This is a genomic window from Vibrio agarilyticus, from assembly GCF_012641465.1.
Lineage (GTDB): Bacteria > Pseudomonadota > Gammaproteobacteria > Enterobacterales > Vibrionaceae > Vibrio > Vibrio agarilyticus.
This window is the reverse complement of sequence record NZ_JABAIK010000002.1, coordinates 302,199-323,603: the sequence shown is the minus strand read 5'-3', so window position 1 is coordinate 323,603 and position 21,405 is coordinate 302,199. Positions and strand designations below refer to the sequence as shown.

At 47.2% G+C, this 21,405-nt stretch carries 20 protein-coding genes; 4 read left to right on the top strand and 16 right to left on the bottom strand.

The window, feature by feature from the left end:
* Positions 1–14: 14 nt before the first annotated feature.
* From HGP28_RS03395 to HGP28_RS03345, 11 genes are all read right to left on the bottom strand, one after another.
* Positions 15–623 carry a chemotaxis protein CheD gene (locus HGP28_RS03395; RefSeq protein WP_168835025.1) on the bottom strand — a complete coding sequence of 203 codons (609 nt, stop codon included), beginning with the start codon at positions 621–623 and terminating at the stop codon, positions 15–17.
* A complete protein-coding gene (locus HGP28_RS03390) occupies positions 610–1,470 on the bottom strand; it encodes a CheR family methyltransferase (RefSeq protein WP_168835024.1) in 861 nt (286 codons plus the stop codon). Before HGP28_RS03390 ends, HGP28_RS03395 begins: the two co-directional genes overlap by 14 nt.
* A complete protein-coding gene (gene aer2 / locus HGP28_RS03385; RefSeq protein ID WP_168835023.1) occupies positions 1,455–3,935 on the bottom strand; it encodes an aerotaxis transducer Aer2 in 2,481 nt (826 codons plus the stop codon). Before aer2 ends, HGP28_RS03390 begins: the two co-directional genes overlap by 16 nt.
* A 44-nt stretch (positions 3,936–3,979) precedes the next feature.
* Entirely contained in the window at positions 3,980–4,447 is a 468-nt protein-coding gene (locus HGP28_RS03380; RefSeq protein WP_168835022.1) for a chemotaxis protein CheW, read from the bottom strand.
* A complete protein-coding gene (locus tag HGP28_RS03375; RefSeq protein WP_168835021.1) occupies positions 4,447–4,962 on the bottom strand; it encodes a chemotaxis protein CheW in 516 nt (171 codons plus the stop codon). Before HGP28_RS03375 ends, HGP28_RS03380 begins: the two co-directional genes overlap by 1 nt.
* Positions 4,959–7,166 (bottom strand): chemotaxis protein CheA, encoded by a 2,208-nt coding sequence (locus HGP28_RS03370; RefSeq protein ID WP_168835020.1) that lies wholly within the window; start codon positions 7,164–7,166, stop codon positions 4,959–4,961. Before HGP28_RS03370 ends, HGP28_RS03375 begins: the two co-directional genes overlap by 4 nt.
* Positions 7,167–7,229: 63 nt before the next feature.
* Complete coding sequence (locus HGP28_RS03365) at positions 7,230–7,589, bottom strand: response regulator (protein ID WP_168835019.1); 360 nt, start codon at positions 7,587–7,589, stop codon at positions 7,230–7,232.
* Positions 7,564–7,875, bottom strand: a complete 312-nt coding sequence (locus HGP28_RS03360) for an STAS domain-containing protein (RefSeq protein WP_168835018.1) — start codon at positions 7,873–7,875, stop codon at positions 7,564–7,566. The genes HGP28_RS03365 and HGP28_RS03360 overlap by 26 nt, the downstream gene beginning before the upstream one ends.
* A gap of 465 nt (positions 7,876–8,340) precedes the next feature.
* On the bottom strand, positions 8,341–10,407 hold the full coding sequence (locus HGP28_RS03355) for a tRNA(Met) cytidine acetyltransferase TmcA domain-containing protein (protein ID WP_168835017.1): 2,067 nt from the start codon (positions 10,405–10,407) through the stop codon (positions 8,341–8,343).
* A 149-nt stretch (positions 10,408–10,556) separates the two neighbouring features.
* Positions 10,557–11,531 carry a ParB/RepB/Spo0J family partition protein gene (locus HGP28_RS03350; protein ID WP_168835016.1) on the bottom strand — a complete coding sequence of 325 codons (975 nt, stop codon included), beginning with the start codon at positions 11,529–11,531 and terminating at the stop codon, positions 10,557–10,559.
* Positions 11,532–11,536: 5 nt separating this feature from the next.
* Entirely contained in the window at positions 11,537–12,754 is a 1,218-nt protein-coding gene (locus tag HGP28_RS03345) for a ParA family protein (RefSeq protein ID WP_168835015.1), read from the bottom strand.
* 1,446 nt (positions 12,755–14,200) lie between these two features.
* Here HGP28_RS03345 and HGP28_RS03340 point away from each other — a divergent pair.
* Complete coding sequence (locus HGP28_RS03340) at positions 14,201–16,168, top strand: replication initiator protein RctB domain-containing protein (RefSeq protein WP_168835014.1); 1,968 nt, start codon at positions 14,201–14,203, stop codon at positions 16,166–16,168.
* Between the two features lie 53 nt (positions 16,169–16,221).
* On the opposite strand, the gene HGP28_RS03335 is transcribed toward HGP28_RS03340, so the two are convergent.
* Entirely contained in the window at positions 16,222–16,716 is a 495-nt protein-coding gene (locus HGP28_RS03335; RefSeq protein ID WP_168835013.1) for a transcriptional regulator, read from the bottom strand.
* Between the two features lie 333 nt (positions 16,717–17,049).
* On the opposite strand from HGP28_RS03335, the gene HGP28_RS03330 reads away from it, so the two are divergent.
* The 3 genes from HGP28_RS03330 (at position 17,050) to HGP28_RS03320 (ending at position 18,563) form a co-directional block, all read left to right on the top strand.
* Positions 17,050–17,247 (top strand): hypothetical protein, encoded by a 198-nt coding sequence (locus HGP28_RS03330; RefSeq protein ID WP_168835012.1) that lies wholly within the window; start codon positions 17,050–17,052, stop codon positions 17,245–17,247.
* Positions 17,248–17,547: 300 nt separating this feature from the next.
* Positions 17,548–17,757 (top strand): DUF3283 family protein, encoded by a 210-nt coding sequence (locus HGP28_RS03325; protein WP_168835011.1) that lies wholly within the window; start codon positions 17,548–17,550, stop codon positions 17,755–17,757.
* 89 nt (positions 17,758–17,846) lie between these two features.
* Positions 17,847–18,563, top strand: coding sequence for a YebC/PmpR family DNA-binding transcriptional regulator (locus HGP28_RS03320; protein ID WP_168835010.1), 717 nt, complete (start codon positions 17,847–17,849; stop codon positions 18,561–18,563).
* A gap of 99 nt (positions 18,564–18,662) precedes the next feature.
* On the opposite strand, the gene HGP28_RS03315 is transcribed toward HGP28_RS03320, so the two are convergent.
* Genes HGP28_RS03315 through HGP28_RS03300 form a run of 4 tightly spaced genes read right to left on the bottom strand, consistent with a single transcriptional unit; the run spans position 18,663 to position 21,387 of the window.
* A complete protein-coding gene (locus HGP28_RS03315; protein ID WP_168835009.1) occupies positions 18,663–19,022 on the bottom strand; it encodes a c-type cytochrome in 360 nt (119 codons plus the stop codon).
* On the bottom strand, positions 19,022–19,642 hold the full coding sequence (locus tag HGP28_RS03310; protein WP_168835008.1) for a thioredoxin domain-containing protein: 621 nt from the start codon (positions 19,640–19,642) through the stop codon (positions 19,022–19,024). Before HGP28_RS03310 ends, HGP28_RS03315 begins: the two co-directional genes overlap by 1 nt.
* Entirely contained in the window at positions 19,639–20,268 is a 630-nt protein-coding gene (locus HGP28_RS03305) for an SCO family protein (RefSeq protein WP_246225520.1), read from the bottom strand. The genes HGP28_RS03310 and HGP28_RS03305 overlap by 4 nt, the downstream gene beginning before the upstream one ends.
* Before the next feature lie 9 nt (positions 20,269–20,277).
* Complete coding sequence (locus HGP28_RS03300) at positions 20,278–21,387, bottom strand: YncE family protein (protein ID WP_168835007.1); 1,110 nt, start codon at positions 21,385–21,387, stop codon at positions 20,278–20,280.
* Between the last annotated feature and the right edge of the window lie 18 nt (positions 21,388–21,405).

Genomic DNA, 21,405 nt, shown 5'->3' with positions numbered 1-21,405 from the left:
CTTCTCCTTCTCATCTATACCCAAGTAACCTCAAGATTCAGTGGCAAGCGCTGACGCCACACTTTTCCCGAGCTCGAATCGAATTGAATACGCATCGGCGACAGACCGCCCAGATCCTTGGCTGTGATGCGCAGCTGTTGCTGGCGCATATACGCCAAAATGAAAGCCACATTTTGCTCTCCAACTGAATAATCACTTTGACCTTCAGTGGCCCCAAGCAGTTGCGCTCCGCCAAAGATCTTAAATTCCATCGACGCGCGGCAAGCTCCTAGATTTTCTGCTTCGGTAATCAAGGCTTGCATCGCAGGCTCAGCAAAGCGCAGAGAGTGCGCGTTCAAAACCGTGCGGTTCGCCAAGGCTAAATCCGTCGGTGTTTCGAGCGCTTCACGTAGGCAAGGCTTTGGTAAAACAAAATGATTCATTGCCGCAATTTGGGTACTGTTGTCCCACAAACACACGGCAATACAGGAGCCCAAACCTGTTGTGATCGTTTCAGGATAACGGGTGCAGTAAAGGCCGCCAGGCAGTACTCGAACCATTGACCGAAGTCCATTGGCGGCGTTTTGTCGCTGCACAGCATGAGCAAAGCGGCGTTTTGGGCGACAAAACTCATTGGTTACCATGGCTATGGTCCTTGGTGTATATCGTTTTACCAAGATGCTGAAATCGCGCAGCTTGAGCGCCGACACTTTCTGAGTGACCTAAAAATAGGACACCATCGGGATGCAAATGTTGATAAAAACGATGGATCAGATTCTGTTGCGTCTCTTTATCGAAATAGATCAAAACGTTACGACAGGAAATCAAGTCAAATTTCAGGTTCGATGGCCAAGCATCCAATAGATTAAGCGCACAAAATCGCACATATTGCTGCAACGACTTTTGCACCTTGATCTTGCCTTGCTGAGCGCCACAACCGCGTAGAAAAGCACCTTTAAGGTATCGATGAGGTATCGAGTCCAGTGCAGCTTGAGGATAAACTCCAGCGGCTGCGGTCGCCAAAACGTCGGTGTCTAAATCCGTCGCCAGTAGCGTCACTTCCTGCTCCCCTTCAAGCATTCCAGTCCATTTCAGTGCAGCCAAATAACTGTAAGGTTCTTCTCCCGTTGAACAGCCGGCCGACCATATTGAAATCGACCGCTTGGCCTGACCTCGCCACTTAGGCACCAATTGCTGCTCGAGAAAATCAATATGGTGTGACTCACGAAAAAAATGCGTTTTATTGGTAGTAATCGCATTAATAAAACGGCGCCGATCCTGCTCATCGCTCTCGATACATTGACGATAATCCGCAAAACGTCTTAAACCTTTTTCACGCAGCTTGCGACTGACTCGGCCATAAACCATATTGCGCTTTTGATCAGAGAGAAAAATGCCAACGTTTTTATGAATAAACCACTGGATGAACTTGTAATCTTGATCCGTTAACTCGAACTCTTCATTTTCAGCAAGTGCTAAAACTCTTCCCATTCATTACTCTCCTCGCCATCGAGTAAATTCGTTTGTCGGATATTCGATTGCTGGATCGGTGTTAAACGGCTTTTCGACAACCGACCAACGCCATTTACCGAACTGACGGTCAGCGAGCGCGCCGCGTTTGTTGGCAAATGGGACGGCTGAGTTAGCGACGTTGGATCCAACGAAGTCACATGAGCGTCTGAACGAAAATAGTGCATCAAATTGATCAGCTCTTTTCCTTCAGATTTGAGCGATTGACTGGCGGCCGATGTCTGTTCAACCAAGGACGCATTCTGTTGGGTCATTTCATCCATCGTGGCAATCGCACGATTAATTTCATCAATACCAGTCGATTGCTCAATACTCGATTGCGCAATTTGCGTTATAAGCTCCGAGACTTTCGCCACCGCATCGACAATGTCATTCAGCGTCGCTCCCGACTCATCCACTAAACGAGAGCCCTCTTCGACTTTATCTACGCTATCGTTAATCAGCCCTTTTATCTCTTTTGCCGCAGCGGCACTGCGCTGAGCCAAATTGCGCACCTCACCAGCGACAACAGCAAAACCTCTTCCTTGTTCACCCGCCCGCGCGGCCTCGACCGCGGCATTCAATGCCAACAAATTGGTCTGAAAAGCGATTTCATCAATCACCCCTATGATGTCCGCGATTTTTTTACTTGCCTGATTAATATCAGACATGGCAGAAACCGCATGACCCACAACACTGCCACCTTTGCGTGCTTTTTTTGCGGCCTCTTCTGACAATTCACTGGCGCCACGAGCGTTATCGGCATTTTGCCGCACCGTTGCAGTCATTTGCTCCATACTTGCGGCAGTCTCTTCAAGGTTGGATGCTTGCGCCTCAACCCGTTGGCTAAGGTCGTTATTACCATCAGCAATTTCTGTCGATGCGGTGGCCACTCTGGCTGATGAGGCGGTAATTTTAGCAACCATGTTGCGCAAATTTTCAATCGATGTATTCACTGCACTGGAGAGACGACCAAATTCGCCTTGGTGGTCATCCGTCATTTGATGATTGAGATCGCCCTTAGCCACATCACTCATCACCGCGACACATTGATTCAGCGGCTCAACCAAAGTATCGAGCAAACTATTAATACCATCGCCCAGCTGCTTCATAAATCCGGAATAAGCTGTGGTATCAATTCGCTCTTCCAATTCACCCGCAATCGCTTTTTGAATGAGCGCTTCGACCTGACGCTGGCCATCGTTCTGTTCGGTGATATCGACCCACTGCAGCGCTGGCCCCATATAGTTGCCGTCATTATCACGCATGGCGATACAGGTAAGGTTAAACTCAAGTCCGCCGACTTTGATGTCGGATGAAAACGGCAGTCTATCGGGGCTATTTATGATCGCCTGCTGGTGAGCTGGGTTTTTGTGGAAAATATCAATGCTCTTACCCACAAGATTATTCGCAGCAAAACTCGGCAGCGCGCGCTGAATGTCGCGCTCCCGACTGCGAAGCAATTTGTTGAGCGACGGATTAACGTATTGAATAACTCCGTGTTCATCGGCCATCATTAAGTTGGTCGTCATGCCTGCGACAGCAGAGGCAAGCCTGCCAACTTCCGCCGCGCGCGCGCGTTCAACAGTCACATCGCGCCACTCGAGTGAATTACCAATATAGTCACCTTTTGCATCGTGGACTGCGGCAACATTAAGCTCAATTTTAACGTCACCCACAGAGATATCTGTTTTGTAGGGCAGATTATCGGGATTGGCGAGCATCGCTCGCTGATGCGCGGGTTGTCGATGGAATTCATCAATGCAACGTCCCATTAACCATTCACTGCTGGCGGTAAACCCAGACCAAATGGTGCGAAACGCCGCTTCATGGCGTTGAAATAACGTCAGTGTCTCTTGATTAATGTAGGTAATTTCAAAGTCACGATTAATCATAATGAGGGCCGTTTGAGCTTGATCGACCGCCGCTTGTAAGCGGGCGATGCGATCGTTTTGGGCGACCTGCTCGGTCACGTCACTCCACTCCAACGTGTTGCCGACATAATTGCCCGTCCCATCGATAATCGCACCGACATTCAATTCTAAAAGAATGCCCTTAATGTTAATCGTCGTCTTATAAGGTAGGTTTGCCGGGTTTGCGAGTAATTGCCGCTGGTGGCTTGGGGTTTGATGAAAACCATCAATACAAAACCCTTCAAGAAAACCTTTATCGGCACGAAATTCGGGCCAGACCGTCTGAAAAACGCGCTCGTGCTGTTTAAGCAACGTAACTGACTGGTTATTAACATAAGTGATATTGAAATCTCTATCGACCATCATTAATGCGGTTTGCGCGGCATTGAGGGCCGAAAGCAATTGCTCCTTTGACAGTTCGACAGAAGCTGACTCTGCCGCTAGATATGGATCGCGCGGCGGTTTTTGGCCCTCACCCACGAGGTTAGACTCGGTCTGATCTTGAAGGTGTTTTTTTCGATTCCAAAATCCCATAATGGTCCTCTTTGTTGGTCTGTCAGCGACAAGGTAGATTGGCGTTAACACGCAGCACTGATTTTCTCTTTATGAGCTTTATCCGTGATCGCTGCGCCACACAGCGTCATTAGATCAATAATGATGACATGACGGCCCGCAATGGCCGCTAGCCCTTGAATGTAATTTTCGTGGATATGAAGCCCCTGAGGTGGTGGTTTTATTTGGCTTGCAGAAAAGCTATACACTTCCGCGACGGCATCAACCACAATGCCTAAGGGTTGATGATTCGCCAGATTCACCACGATCACGACCGTCGTGGCGCACAGTGAAGCGGGCTCAAGCGCGAAGCACTGGCGTAAATCAACCACTGGCACATATTCACCGCGGATCTCTAGTACCCCAAGCAGGGAACGTGGACCGTGGGGCACCGCACGCACCGGTGTCCAGCCTCGGACTTCACGAACTTGTAATATCGGCACGCTGTACTCGTCGCCATCCAACATAAAACTTAAATATTCGTCATTGTGCATCAAAGGCCTCCGACGATTTGCGAGATGTCCATAAGTGCTTTGGCGTCAAGTAGCGAGATGATCTGAGCATCAACACTGACTAACCCAAGCATAAATGGGGTGACGCTCGACTCCCCCACCGTGGCTTTGATCTTCGTGCTGGGGAGCCGAACCACATCCGACACCGCGTCCACGACCATTCCCATTAAACGTCGTTCGTAGAGCGCGTCACAGCGTAAAACTAACACCACTGTCGTTGGTGTGTAGCGTGGTTTCGCTAGCGCAAATCGAATTCGAAGGTCGATAATCGGTACTATCATGCCGCGAATATTAATCACACCTTTGACATACTCTGGCGCATGCGGAATTGGAGTGGGTATCTCCCAGACGCGGATCTCTTCTACTGCGTCTATGCCAATGCAGTAGCGCTCGTGGGCTAAAGTGAAACTCAAATATTCCGCACTAACCTCGTCTTGCTCTTGAGTTACTTCAACATGGTCGAGGGCATCACTTTGCAGTATTGAGGTTGATGTCATGCGGCGACTCCTGCGCGATGTTTGGTATGACGCGCGACAAATGCAGCAACCAGACCTTGCACATCAATAATCAATGACACCGATCCATCGCCTAAAATCGTCGCCCCCGAAATGCCCGCAACTTTGGTATAGTTTGACTCTAAACTTTTAATCACCACTTGCTGCTGATCGTGCAGCTCATCCAGCAATAGCCCGACACGATGCCCAGCCGACTCAACAACGCAAAGGATGTCACAAGAAAACCCGTCGTCCTCACGCATTTGATCAGTCGATGAGTCATCAGCGGCTTTCTCTGCGACGTTGCTTATCGCCAGAGCATCATGAAGTCGTAAGATGGGTATTGTTTCTTCGCGCAAGCGATACAGTTCGATGCCGCCAGATGCGTGAAGAATCGAATTGCGGTCAACTTGAATCGATTCAATGATGGTCAGCAAAGGGATCACATAAACTTGCGCCCCAACTTTGACAAGTTGCCCATCAAGAATGGCGAGTGTCAGCGGCAAGTTAATCGTAAAAGTGCATCCTTTTCCGAGAGTAGAATCGACGTCAATATACCCGCCCAGCTCTTCAATATTGCGCCGAACCACATCCATGCCGACACCACGACCCGAAATATCAGAGACCGACTCTGCTGTGGAAAATCCTGGTGCAAAAATCAGGGCCATCACTTGCTTGTCACTCATCTCTTTGCGGTGGGTGTCTGGACTAATAAGCTGTTTTTGTTGCGCCTTATGCCATAACTTTTCACAGTCTAAGCCATGGCCATCATCTTCAATCACAATGACGATATTGCCGCCTTGATGGTATGCATTGAGTGTGACAACCCCCTGCGCTGACTTGCCATTGCGAACGCGCTCCTCGGGCGATTCAATGCCATGGTCGATAGCGTTGCGCACTAGATGCACTAATGGATCAACTATTCGCTCCAATACGGTTTTATCCAGTTCCGTATGTTCACCGAGAATCGTCAATTTGACCTCTTTGCCAAGGCGTTGAGTCAAATCACGAACTAAACGGGGAAAACGGCTAAAGGCAAAACTCATCGGCAACATACGTATATTAAGCACGTTCTCCTGCAAATCTTTGCTGTTTTGCAGTAACTGCTCTAAACCTGATTTGAGTTTTTCTAATTTATCCGCGCTAAAATCGTTACCAATTTCAGTCAGCATGGACTGCGTAATCACCAGCTCACCGACTAAGTTAATGAGGTTATCGACCTTTTCAATATCGACACGGATTGAGCTCATCGCGCCATCAGGTTTTTTCATCGATGCAGTGATGCTGTTGTCATTGGTACTGACTTGAGTGTGAGTCACGCGAGCTGGCGTATCTTGCGAGTCGAATGTCGTCGTTAAAGCTGGCGCAGCGACTTGTGGTTTACTCTCACAGGCGGGATTAGTCGCAACACTCTGATGAGGCGCAGGCGAGAGTGCTGCCTCAGGAGTAAGAGGAACGGGCTGTTGCGTAATAACGAGTTCACATTCATCCTCGACCCATTCAAACACTTCATCAATCGCCTCGCGCGACACTGAGGACGACAAATCAATCACCCAGCGCAGATAGCAAAGCTCGGGATCTATGTGTTCAAGGCTGATTATGTCTTGTTTATGGCACACCAACTGGCTTTGCTGATCAAGTTCGGTAAGTTCACGTAATATTCGCAGCGGATCATTCCCGCTATAAAAAATCGATGGATATGGCGAAAAATGGACTTGCCAGTGCCAAGTGGCTGCGTCGGTATCAGAGGGCTCTTGTGTTTCAGGTGAGTCGAGCGCATTCAAAGCGCTTCGTGTTTGATGCTCTTCTGGCTTTGGTTCTGTAATAAGAAGCGCGGCAAGCTCTGCGCTCAGTTGGGCACGTTTTTCTTGGTTTGCGACTTGGCCGACTTCAACACTTGCCAGAAGTTCAGCTATGTAATCACAGCTGCGCAGTAAAAGGTCAACAGCAGCGGTATTCATGCTTACCATTTGGTTACGCACCGCATCTAAGTACGCTTCAACGTCGTGGGTAAACTCACTGATGTCACTAAAATTGAACGTTGCTGCTCCGCCTTTTATCGAATGGGCGGCGCGAAAGATGGTATCAATGGTCTCTTTATCGAGCTGACTACAATCAAGATGCAATAAATTGTTTTCTAAAATCTCAAGATTTTCACGACATTCGTCGTAAAACATCTTGCGCAACTGCTCCATGTCTAGTGCCATTGGCATCACCGCTTAGTTATTGGTTCGCAGCACATATATTGCTAGCGTGTCGAATGCGTCGGGTTAAATCACGCGCTGAACGGTTTTGAGTAGTGTGTTGGGATCAAACGGCTTTACCAACCACCCGGTTGCGCCGGCTTGCTTACCCTGCGCTTTTTTATCGGAACTCGACTCTGTGGTTAACATCAAGATCGGGATGAATTTGTATTGCGGCATTTGCCTCATCGCTTTAACGAGCTCAAAGCCACCCATTTTGGGCATGTTGACATCGGAAATCACCACATCAAATTTCGATTGGCGTGATTTAGCCAAAGCATCAGTGCCATCAATCGCCGTCTCGACACGGTATCCAGCATCAACTAGTGTGTCCTTCACTAAGGTTCGAATCGCGATAGAATCATCCACCGCCAATATTCGCGTCATGGCTTCCCTCCTCTGTGCCTTTTGAAACCATCAGCAACTCATGAAATCCAAGTTGGGTTAACCCTTCTTGCAACGTTACGGATTGTTCACGCCATGATATTTCTTTATCCGCCTCACGCAGACTGCGCGCGAAGGCCGCTAGCAACTGAATGCCTGCGGCATCAACTTTCACCACATCGCCACCATCAAACACAATCGTATTCTGGTGGATTAGCGCATCGATCCATTGCCGACGAAGGTCACTGACCGAGCTGATGTCAAGTTTCGCGCCTAAGTGATAGTTCATTGTGTGCATCAACCAATAGTATGAGTTTTTGTATGGTTTCTCTTTTTTGAGTCTAGGAAGAATTCATTATTATGCAAACAAAGTATGACCGCGTTCTCATACTAAAGCGCTCTCTTTTGCGGGCATTTCACGGTTATTTATCGTTGAAACAGTAAGATAGGAATTGGGGGGTTAATGTTTTTTTATTTAGCTAATTTTGCTTTCGATTCGATATAGCCTTACCACTTGAAGTCGCCAGAGTGTTGGCGAGATCTCACAAACCTCATCTCATATGTTCACGAAGTGTTTGCTAAGATTACTTGGATATATTCAATTCAAACCTAGGGACTAGGTCATCATCTCCAAACACCATTAATGAGAGGTTTGTCAATTTACACTGTAAATCACGAGCCAAAGTATTGGTGTGAGTTTAGCGAGAGCGAGCCACTCGCTTTGCCACCAATACCACTGCAACTTCAATCTGATTTACAGTGTAAATTGAGTATCCTCAAGTCGGATTCTGATCTGTTCGCGCAGATGTTGCTCGACCCCACGGCGCCCCGGCAAACCAAATCGTGACGCAATCTCAGTAATAGACTGCTGCTGCAAGATGAGTGCAACTAAAAATTCATCGAGGTATTGCGGAGAATGTAATAACGCATAACGCAGCCAAACCAACACGTTTTCCATACTACTACCACCATGAGCAAAGTTAGCCAACAGGCCACGAATGCGCTGTAGCTGAACCGCACTTGGAGTCCAAGTCACGCCGACCGAGTTTTGCTTAAGTAACCTTGTTACAAGTGACGATTCCAAAGAACGGAATTGCGAACCCAGCGACTGTGAAAATTCAAATTGAAACGCGCTAGCCAAATCGGCAATCCAACTCTCATGATCGAATTCGCGCGCATTTAACATTAAGAGCGAATAGGTACCACTTGCCGCGTCACGGCTTAACCCAAGCCGCACCGGAACAAATCCGCATTGGAGCCAAAATGAGACCAGTTCATCCGTTGCACCAAAACACGTTGAAACATAGTCATACTGCCCAGCGCTCTGTTGCTGGAGCAATTGAATCACACCTTGTCCCAATCCCCTATTTTGCAACTCCGGTGAAAGGGCAATTCGCATGACACGTAATGCACGCAGTGAGGCGGCATTAAGTGCATTGACCTGACCTATCAACATTACCGGCGTCAGTGCGCCTTTGGGACGCCGCCTGCCGAGCGCGATCTCTGACGCAAGTTGCGAGTCTATCGGCCCTTCTTCAACTGTCATCACCGCGCCAATCATAGTCGAGCCGCAATAAGCAAGCCACAGCTCGATCTCAGGCTCGCTCAACAGCTGCATCAAATCATTCGGCGAAGTCTGATAATGAGCTTGAACTAGCAGTGCGAAACCACTTTGTAGCGACTGAGCGTCTTGCAGCCAATCGCGTTTGTCACAACGCTTTAGGCTCAACGCGCTAAAATCCAATACTGTTGATTGAAGTGCGCCCCACTCATCTGAGAGTAAAAAGGTGTCGTTTAACCACTGTTCTAGTGGATCGCCCTGGCGCCAGCGCATGGGCAACGCCAGATGCTGAAGTCGCACTTGCGCGTGAGTTTTTCGTAGCCAAGGAACAAACTTTAACGAGAAACCACGCCCACAGCCTTCATAACCATGCACTGTAGTTGAAAACACCACTCGTGAATAAGCAGTCGCCATGTTTTGCAATAAACGCTGCGGAATCGCGGCCGCTTCATCAACGAGTAACAGATCGCATGGCGGCAGAGTTTCGATTACATTATCTGGTGCAATAAACTGCAGCTGTGACTGCTGAAAACTTAATTGCCATTTACTTCGAATAGCTAACTCACCAAGAAGCGCCTGAGCATGCTGAAAAACTGGGGTGACAGCTTGCGGAGTGGGCGCCGTCACCACAATTGAGATCGGACGCTGCGCCATCAAGTGCGCGCAAGCCATCCCAAGCGCGCTACTTTTACCACGCCCTCGGTCGGCAGTCAGAACCAACGGGCGCTGCGCGCGTCCGAGGGCTAACTTAACGACATTTTCAACCGCTGACTGTTGACTCTTTAACGCCAACTCAAAGAAATCATCTTGGCTATCGACTTTGGCCTGAAAATCTACGCTGGGCAAAAAACCGCGTTGCTGATCCAATATCGGCACTCGCGCTAAATGTTGCAAAAGCCACTGCTGCGCCAAATTATGGGTTGAAGAAAAACGCTCGAGCAAAATCACTAAGCCGCCAGCGGCAAGCGTGCCACAAGCGGCATTAAAACTATTGGCATCAAAGCGTTCGTCAAGCTCAACAATCAGCAATTGGCACTCTTGACCAAGCAGTTGATGACCGCGATTAATCGCAACTTGTTTGGTGACCGAAAACGGCTCATTTCCCAATGCAAAGCTTGGCTTATCACGCCAATGGGCTGTTGCTTTGGCAGTGACCGCAACTTGCCACTCTCGCTCACCACGTAAAACAACCGCTTGACGATGACCTTGAGATTGCGCTTGTTGCTGCAAGTCGAGCAACAAATTGAGATAAGCTTTCATGATGTTCCTAACAGATGCGATAAATTGATCTCTCAAATGGCTCAAAGCCGATATCCGCGTATGGTAGCACAGAGACAAAAAAAGCCGCTAACGGCGGCTTCTATAATGATAAAGTGACTTGGGTATAGATCGGATTACTTACTCAAAAATTAACTGAATTTACTTTGCAAAAAGTCGAGGATCTCTTGCAAAGTTTGGTCATCCACTTTTTTGAGATTCACCGCTACATCAGCGCCTTTACGGCTATACGCAACACGGCCTTTTACGAGCTGAACTTTCTCTTCTTTTGCACTGACAGAAGTCGGTTTCATCGACTCAATCCATTGCTCAATTGTCTCTGTGACCTCTTTGGTTAAGCGCGCGACGCCATGAGCTTGGCCGCGCTGCCAAACAAAACCGTCTGTTGTGTGGCACTGTTCAAGCAATTGCTGCTGCTGCTGCTCATCAAGCGCGAAAAATTGCTTGTGCAGTTTAACAATCGTGGGACGCCCGAGGTCACTGACATTAGGGTAAGCACGTAGCAAGGATAATGGCAATGCGGCGGCTTTAAGCGCTCCGCTGACCAATGCCTCGCTGCACTGAAAAATTTTTGCCAACGCCTTTTGATCTTCGGCTTCGCCACTATCGAGTTTTGCCTGCATTTCACGCCCTTTTTCATACAGCGAGAGCGGTTTATGTGCATTGGCCACATCAGAAAGAAACTTGGCGTGGTCTCCGTTAATATTCTCACCAACGTAGACCAAGAAATCCTGTTGAGCAATAATACACGACATTCTTCGACGACTGCCGTCCAGCACTTCAATTTTACCCTCTTGAGTACGACGACCCACTGCAGGATATTGCTGACCACGGACACGCAACGTCTCAAGGACATCAGAAAGCGCATATTCGGTTAAAAACGCTTGTTCACGAGCATTTTCAGCAAATACGACGGTGTCAGATTCAATTTGAGCAGCTGGCACACGTACCAGTTCAAACATCACATTTTCTTCACCCGCCACCGATAGCTCGATAGTTTGAGTATTTTCGCGAGCCGCAGTTTGCGCTTCTTGTGGGGTTGATACTCGACGCTTATTGGCTTTGCCAAACAACTTAGCATTCAGATCAGAGGTTTTAATTGCCATTGTCGTTATCCTTGATTAAGTGAAGACCAGTGTGTATGAAGCACGCGTTCCAATTCAAGGGCGCTCTTTTGCACCGAATCTTGAGCGGTTGCAAGGGTTTTCTTACCCCCTTCAAAGTCACCGGTCGTCAAATCAAACACGGTACTGTACGTATCTGCGCAGGTTTCAAATGCACGACTACGTGGAATGGTGGCCATCATCACTTGATCGCCAAGCAAATAGTTCATTTCAGTTAACACAGAAACTTGTTTTTTATTGTCATCTTCAAACATAGTTGGCATCAAACGTACAAATTCAAGCCCCTTCCAATCTTCAGGAAACATCTCATAAACGGTGGGAAGGTGTTGAAAAAAGTTCACTGTTGATGCCCAGTCAAGGCGTTTTGCGGCGCAAGGGATCAATAATGCATTAGATGCGTACATCGCATTCCAAACCAAAGGGTCAACGTGAGGGCCTGTGTCTATCATGATGACATCAAAATCGTCGGCTATCTTATCAATCAATTTTTCTTTAAGCAGTTTGACGATATCGAGTGACTGATTTTGCGATAAGTACTGCCACGCTTCAGCATTAAACATCGCGTCTTCAGGAAACGCAGAGATGGTTTTTAAGTTCGGATACTGCGTCGGAAGCAGCACACTACGATGAAGAAAATCACGATCAACAACCTGATCTTCTGGAATATTATCCAGCATCACATCGACAGCAGAATAGATATTCTCGTGCTCGGTCACGCTGATCTGTGGATTTAAAAATAGGCGCAATGAGCCTTGTGGATCAAGGTCAATAAGACAGATGCGGTAACGCTTATCAAGGTTAAGTGCTAAACACGCAGCAAGATGCACCGCGGTCATAGACTTGCCTGTGCCCCCTTTTTGGTTTTGCACATTGATGATCCATGGCTTGTTTTCATGATTTTTTTTGCGTTGATGAAACTTAGCCACACCAGCGGCATCCATTAACATGTGCGCTTCATCGAGTGAAATTGAGTAATGGTTAGCGTTATTTTTCGTAAATTGGTGCCCTTCTTGTTCCAATTTACTAATTGCATCATCTAATTTTCGGCGCGTTAACCCAGAACGCGTCTCCATCAATGCCTTTGACATCGGTGGAAAATAATTATCACTGCGCTCTTCCAGTACAATCTCAATACGATCTGCTTGTACTTGCTGAGTCTGCTCCGCTAAACGCTGCAGATTTTCAATAGTTTGGCTACGTTTCATTCTCAAATCCCATGTGAAATCACTTTGGTTTATTGTACAGCAGTTAACTAAAATAACAACTAAATGGTGAACATGGGTTTTATACACCTTATTACAACGTTAAGCATGATGAGTATGATTCACTATTTAGCGTGGCAAATTCATCAAAAAAGAGTCAACCTAAGAACAAAATATGAGCACGATGAGCCTTTGGTCATGCTTATTCACCGAGCTACTTAGTCCTAAGTATAACTCACTTTTAAAATATTACAGTGTCACTTATTTACAATGTAAAGGGTTATATATCGGAACGATAGCCGATCAACAATAAATTACGGTAATTGTGATTTGGATTAAAAGTATTGAAATCAATTGAGCCTAAATAAGTTGAAAGCGAGTGGTAGGCCACATATGAACCAAGCTTCTCGGCACTTCGTGAACATAGATGAACTATGCGATGAAGTTTGTGAGAGTTAGCCCCTTACTTTGTAATGGAAAGCGCTGCTGCTTCAGGTAGAACAGGTATAACTCACCTTGATCATGCTTACGAAAAATTCGCCATTGAACCGAAAAAACGAGAAGACTAACCCGTCCCGAGTTAAGGGAAAGATGATCAAGAAACCCCTTGATCATTGTTTCGATAATAACCTCGCTGAACGAAACTATGATCAAGGAATGTAACGGGCAAATCGGCGCTATCCATACCGCGTATCAAAGATCCAATTTGTCGTAACGATGATCATGGTGTGATAACGCCGGAAGCATGTAAATTCTCAACCAAACTACGGGTAAATGCAGACAGAATAAGGGATGCGGCGTCATCACTAAAAAATGAGTCTAATTGAAAATGATAAAAAACAGTCAGCAAGGTTGATTAATTCATCAAATAGCCGTGATCATGGTTTCGAACAATACATTTAACCGACCTGCTATCAAACAAAGAAAGGGAAAAAGGAGCAACTGACGAATTGACCGCCAATGTGATGAAAATATCGACACTGTTTTTCAAATTACGCTACCATGATCATTGTTGCTAAATTCATCTGGCGGCTAAAATCACTCAGATTGGCACAAAGTGACTCTTTATACTCATTTCAATAACGCGATCCTGTGGATAACCTGTCAACATTCGTTGATCATCGTTGCGAATTAATGATGATCATACTTACTTGTCACTGATGATCATGCTTACTTTCATTTATGATCATAGATACGTCACTTTGTTGATCATGCTTTTATCATTACCATGATCATCGTTTCAGAAGAGCTTTTTTTATATGTTTATTAATCAACTGGTTACAGTGGAACTTGTGGCCAGATCATTAGATCAGATCACCAATATAGATCATATAAAACATAAAGATCAGTTTATTTAGAGCAATAAGAATTTTTCTTTATTTATGATCGAAAATTCTTTATTCTTCAGGAACGACAGTCACATTACGGCAAATGTAATCTGGATTAGGAATGACAACATCAACGAAAGTGCTTATCAAGCTTCCCCGCAGCCACAAAGATGGGCACCTGTTTGAAGTCAATGACTCAGCAGCGGATTGGATTGAACAATATCAACATTTTAAGGGTGTAACCAAAAGCATCCTCGAACTGCTTAATCTTATTGCACTACGTGGTTTTAGCAGCAAAGATGGACTTGTCTCAACCACAGAGTTAGTTGATGCAACCGACGGAAAACTTACCCGCGCTGCGATTCAACAACGGCTTCGCGCAGCTGTGGCCAGTGGTTTATTTGAACAAACACCAGTGCGGTTTGAAGAAGGCCTCGCCGGTAAAACGATGCTGCATCATTTTGTCAATCCAAGTCAGTTAATTTCAACCCTTGGCGCAGCCAGCCTGGTGACAGAGAAAGTCAAATTAAACGAAAAGCAAAAGCGCTCTAAAGCATTGGCACAAACTCAAGTTAACAAACGCTTACTTAACGAACATGGTTTGAATATTCCCCCGTCAATGAAAGATGAAGCGGAGCAATTTGTTGTCTCACCCACGAATTGGGCCGGGATCATTGATCAAGCGCTTGCGCCGCCACGTACTCGCAAACATTATCAAAAGTCGATGGTATCGATTTCAGGAACGCGAGCGGTCATCGAAACACGATCATCGAAAAATATTATGACCGTCGATGATCTTATGACCTTATTTGCCCTGTTTACTCTCACAGTGCAGTATCACGATCATCATAAAGATCAATATCAATTAGACGCGTCACAAGTGCCCAATAAAACGCCATTATACATTACCGATATTTTGTCGTTACGGGGTAAAAAAGACAGTGGACCTGCCCGCGATTCGATTCGTGACAGCATTGAACGAATTGAATACACCGATTTTCAACTTCATGAACTCACAGGCCGCTGGTTAAGTGAAAACATGCCTGAAGGCTTTAAAAGTGATCGTTTTCGCTTTTTAGCGCGCACCATTACCGCCTCAGAAGAAGCGCCAACGGAAGGCAGTGATGGCGAAATACGCATTAAACCGAATTTATACATCTTGGTTTGGGAGCCGTCGTTTTACGAAGAACTACTCACGCGGGATTATTTCTTCTTGTTTCCACCTGAGATCTTAAAACAGCATACGCTGGTATTTCAGCTTTACTCCTATTTTCGCAGTCGTATGGTACGCCGCCACAGCGATGCCATGCTGTTAAGTGAATTGAACCAAAAACTCGCACGTAACATTGAATGGCGACGTTTTTCGATGGATCTTTTGCGCGAGTTACGTCGATTGTCCGATGGAAAAGGGGACGATTCACTGTTTGTGGTTAATTTGTGGGGTTATCACTTGACGATTGAGGCCACCGGCGAGGCGAAAAACCGCGATTATCACGTCGCGATTCAATGTGACGCCGAAGAAGTTTTACGCTACTCACGGGCTCGTACCACCAACGCGGGTAAGCGCAATATGGCACCAACCTTGCCAAACCCGTTGCGTAATGAAATGGTCAGTCGAAAACAGCTCGATGAACTTTCAGGGATCATTGATGGCGAATTTGAGCCAATTCAGCGCAAACCTCGCTCAACCAATGGTAATTTGGGGCGTCGAGTGAAGCTCAGAAAGCACTTGGTTGAGATCAATGCAGACGAAATAACCATTACACTATCCAAATATACCTCGCCAGAGGCTCTAGAACGCAGTATCAGCGCGTTATCAGCAATGACAGGGCATTCCTATGCCTCAATTAAAGAAGAGTGTTCTGAGCTTTTGGAGAAGCTCGATTGGCTTCGAGTCGATGAAGATGTTGTGAATTATTCTACGCTGAGCCAGTTGGTTGAGCTGTATAACAGTCAAAATAGCCATAAACATCTCTCAATTGAGCGGTTAATTGCAGGATTAGCCGTTCGCCGTAAAGTGTGTCGTCAGATCTTTGAAGGGCACCTGGATGACTCGGTGATGACCGCGCTTGAAGAGATGGCGGTCTAATACAAAACCCCTTGATCATGAAACGATGATCAAGGGGTTTTTATCCAATGATCTTAATGTCGCCGCGTCGAAGCATGCCTAAATTCGTGGCTTTCATTCCATTCTAATTGTTCCATTAATGCCACGTGCGCCTCGCGCAATTGCTTCACCCTCAAAGCCCAAATCGAGCCCATTTGTTGTTGGCAAAATGTCAACATTAACACCGTGATGTGTTGCAGCCGTCTCATGCACCAATCTCGAATGTGAATATCACAATCCAACGTTTTGGCAGTATGGGCCAAGTCGGCATAGATCGCCTGCAGTCGGTGGTAGGCTTGAATTGGTTTGCGTTCACGCACATGTTCAAATTGACGTAGGCTGGCATCAAGCCAAGTGGCAATGGCTTGGCTTTGAGCGTCACTTAAGGTTGGGCCCCAAACCGCTTGAGGCGTTTGAGCAATTAGTTCGATCAATATCGTGTCTTGATCGTCACTATGCACTTGATCATCGTTCCGAGATTGATACCAAGTATTGAGTTTTTGCTGCCAGCTATCGAGTGATGGTGTCATTTGTTGATCCTCGCTCTCGCCGGTTGTGAGAGACGTTTACCAACACGAACACAACCGCATCAAATATCAGCGCTCGTGAAATGATAGACCACAGTAAAACGTCAGTCAGTTTTAAGCCAAAATAACGCGCTTCAAACACGATGTTTTCACGTGGGAATCTTTTAAATGTACTGCGAGAATGATGCCATTGCAAAGTGAATAGCATGCAAAAAATCAGCTAGTAATCGAATACTCGATAGAATCACATTTTGCAGCTTTTCTACTTAATAGAAGTGCTGTGCTTTGCTATAGATAGCACGAGGAAATGTCGAAATAGAGTGTTGCGGAGGTACTATGTCCATCAATTCTATCGACCATGATGAAATGGCCAACATGGCACACAAATGGGAGATCCCAGAAGAGGGGATCGTCGCGCGACCCGATAAACAGATGCGTTCGGCCGCAGCTCGTCGCCGCATTGAAATGTTACGGGAAATTCGTGAAAGTGGTTTAACCATAGAAGAAGCGCGCGAGTTGGGTTTAATTCATTGAGGCTGTATGCGTGGGCGGCGCAAAACCCGCCCTGATTGACGACTCTCCACCACTTGGTTCAAATCGACTGCTCTTGTTTCCATTTTGATCAAGCCTATTCAAAAGTTCTATACCCGTCCTACTTAAAGTTGCAGCGTTGTTGGCTGGCTCTTACAAACCTCATCACATAGTTCATCTATGTTCACGAAGTGCTCAGAGGCTTTGTTCGTTTGCCGCCTACCAGCAACTCCAAGTTGTTTGGGTATATACGCCTGTGCTATATTTCGCGAACCCTTTTTTGTTGACCAAGATCGGTATTGCATGCCATTTAATCTTTCGTTGTTGCCCGAGCAAGAGAAAAACAAAATTGAGCTTGATAAACAGGCTTCTTTTTTGGTTTGGCAATTGCGCGCCGCGAAATGCGGCCCGGATGCGGTGATCACGCAAGCGCAAAAAATAGTGTCGCCTGAAGAGCGAGCTTGGTTTGAACAATCGGTGGCCAAATACAAACGAGTGATGGGCGTGGCATAAGCCAGCCACTGCGTTTTGCTAAGCAGATGTTTTGTTAGCAGAACGAGTATCTATCCTTCGCGTTCAATTGAATTTAGAGAGACATCCCTATGGGAAGAAGTTTTGAAGTGCGTAAAGCCTCTATGGCGAAAACCGCAGGTGCAAAAATTAAAGTTTATTCAAAATACGGTAAAGAAATTTACGTGTGTGCGAAAAACGGCGGTGCTGATCCTGACATGAACTTGTCACTGCGCCACCTGATCACGAAAGCGAAAAAAGATCAGGTTCCAGCGCACGTTATCGAAAAAGCGCTCGATAAAGCAAGCGGTGGCGGCGGTGAAGATTATGTGCCAGCACGTTATGAAGGCTTTGGCCCAGGTGGTACCAGCGTGATTGTTGACTGTCTAACCGACAACGGCAACCGTACTTACCAAGATGTACGTCAATGCTTTGTCAAAACCGGTGCAAAAATCGGCGTTGAAGGTTCGGTTTCTCACATGTTTGCTCACCAAGCGGTGTTCCAATTTAAAGGCGATGACGAAGAAGCGATCCTTGAAGCGCTAATGATGGCTGACTGTGACGTGACGGACATCGAATTGGAAGACGGTGTGGTAACGGTATACGCGCCAAACACTGAGTTTTTCAAGGTGAAAACGGCGTTAAACGCGGAGTTTCCTGAGCTGACTTTGGATGTTGAAGAGATCACTTTCGTGCCACAAAACTACGTGACTGTGCCAGAAGAAGATCAAGAAAAGTTCCAAAAATTCCTTGATATGCTAGACGATTGCGATGACGTTCAGCAGGTTTATCACAACGCTGAGCAGTGATTTCGAACGGTTTGATCGCTGTCGTATCTGGCGGTGTTTAAGAACCATTTAATGTATTAAAAAAATCGAGCTGGTTTGCAGCTCGGTTTTTTTTTTGCTCTAGAAACTGTTTTGCGCTGCGAGATACGCCGACATCGCTTTGATTTCCGCATCGCTAAAAGGCTGCATGGCGATTTCCATCGGTATGTACAAGCCATTTTTGCGTCGCTTTTCGCGGTAATCGATGAGCTGATTGTAAAGATACTGCTCGGATTGACCACCAATCTTTGGATACAAAGGGACCACAGGACGATTCCCTGCCTCACCATGGCACTGCACGCAGCCACCGCGTCCTGGATTACGATACAGTGCTTCGCCTTCTGAAATTAACGGTGAAGGCTCTGCTGCGGTGGCGACTGCGGCGACCACACTTAAACTGAACGTGCATAGTGAGGAGATGCATAAGGAAATAAGGCGCATTAGGGCTGCTCCATTAGGCACTGTAGCCAGTGTTGATACGTGGTTTCTGGTTGATCGAGATAGCCGCTTGCGATGAAGCGAACGGCGCCATTTTGCGCCACGAGTGTCACTGGCAAGCCGTGAAAGCCGAGCGATCTTAATGACTCAAAATCTTCGATGATCCCTTGATTTAACGCGCTTGCGCCAAGTGACTCAAGCGTATTGGCCGCGGCGGCATTTAGCGGACCAACGTGCAGCGTACTGAGCGCAAAGCGGGGCAGGGTGCCATTTTGATTGGTCGACATTTGATCAGTCAACGTTTCATTCGTCAATGGTTGATTCGTTACTGCTTGATTCGTCAATGTGCTGGCAAGAGAGACCAACATGGGTAACTCTTTGCGGCATGGTGCGCACCAGTTAGCCCATAGGTTAACAAGGCTGATTGGCGCGCTATTGACCTGCGTAACAATGGCACTTGGCCAAGCAAGGCTTGCGTTTGGCTCTAGCGCGACAAATGGCGTAGGAACCTGGCAAACCTGACTGGCCAGCGCAGGTGTGGTTAACGCACTCAAAAGCAGCAATAGCGCACTTGTCCGGCGCTGCATGTGGCGATAAAGGGGTATATTGGACCGTTTTATCATTGCGTCGCCTCGCGCGCTGTCGCGGGCAACTCTGCGATCATCGCATTCGCAATTTTCTCCGCGCCATCACCATAACCGTACACGTCAACTAACTCACCATCGGGTCCATAGAGATAGAGGTAGGTTGAATGAAACACTTCGTACAGCTTGGGCAGGGGGGCGTAAACTGGTTTGCCATCTCGAGAGTACCCATAAGTGGCGCGCAGTGATTTTGCCACGGCTTTGGTTTGTGCATCGTTGCCCACCAGCCCAACCAATTTAGGGTGAAAATATTGCACGTATTGAGCAATATTTTCTGGGGTATCTCGATGGGGATCAATCGAGATAAATAGAGGCGTCACCCACTGGGCTTTATCGCCAAGGCGATGCATGACGCCTGCCATATCAAGGGCGGTGGTCGGGCAGATCTCAGGACACGAGGTGTAACCAATGGCAATGAAAAGATATTGATTGGGCCATTGTTTTTCAGTCACGGTGCCAACATTGGCTTGTTGTAATTCAAAGCGCAGTGGTGCGGCATTCGCGTTGGTTGTCATTAATGTTGGCATTGCGAGAGCAATTAACGCCAACGAGCGCAGGCCATTTTTTATGAGATTGTGCCCACGCTTATGAAGGATCGATAGCATAATCTACTCCTAGTGGCAGATGGTGTTTGTCAGCCCCATCGCGATAAGATTGGGTTTAGCAAGGCCGGTTTCTAATGGGGCTAGGCGCGTTTCTTTGCGCAAATCCAGTACCAGCAGCTGGCTACTGTCACCTTGCGTTGCAAACAGGGTTTTCGAGTCAGCGACTACCACCACATCGCCCAGTGGCGCGGTTAATGGAAAATGCTGCGCAGGCGCATCGCTGGTGAGATTGAACACATTGAGACCACTGTGCGTGGCCACCACGCCGATGGATTCCAGCCATCCGGTGCGGATTTCTGTGGTTTGATCTTTAAAATCAATCGTTTTTACGGTTTGGCCGGTCCAGCTATTGACCACCAGCCCTTGGCCATTTTCGGCGGCTAAAATCATGTGTTCGCTGTCTGAGCTAACATAAGGACGCCAGGGTTTTGCGTCTAACGAAATGGTGGCGAACTCTTGTTCCATGAAGAGATCCCACACCGCCACCTTGTTTTTATTCAGATCGCCAACCATCGCAAGGCGCGCGTCAGGTGAGAGGGTGACTTCTGAGACGGCGCCGCCGCTGCCAAGTTGAATTTCACGGGTGGCTTTATCGTGCACACGCCAAATTAGGGTGCGGCCACTGTTTTGTTCCGTGATGTACAGGTTGTAGCCGCCGTTGTCAAAGTTGATGCTATAGGGCTTAGCAAGGTTTGGCACGGTTTCAAGGTAGCGGCCAGTCAGAGGTTCGAGCATGATCAGTTTGTCGTCAAGCTTAACCGCAAGACGCGCGCCATCTGGCGCCACAACGATGCCTTGCGGAACGCCATCTACGGCCATAGTCCAATGTTTCTTTTCGATGAGATCGTAAACGTACACCGTTGGTGTCTTACCATCGATGTACAGCAGCATGTCTTGCACATCGGAAACTTCTAGTGCGCTGGGTATCACGCTTAGGCTTAAGGTATCGACATGACGATGGTTAAAGGTATCAATAACCGCAACACGCGGTGAGGTTTTATCAGTAATAAACGCCCAACGCGCACCGTCATCATAACGGCTTGGATCGCTCGCTTGGGCTGCAAAAGGGGTGGCTACAGCAAGCAGAGCGCTTAGCCAGAAACGAGATAGTGTCTTCATAGGGGGGAAGTCCAAAAG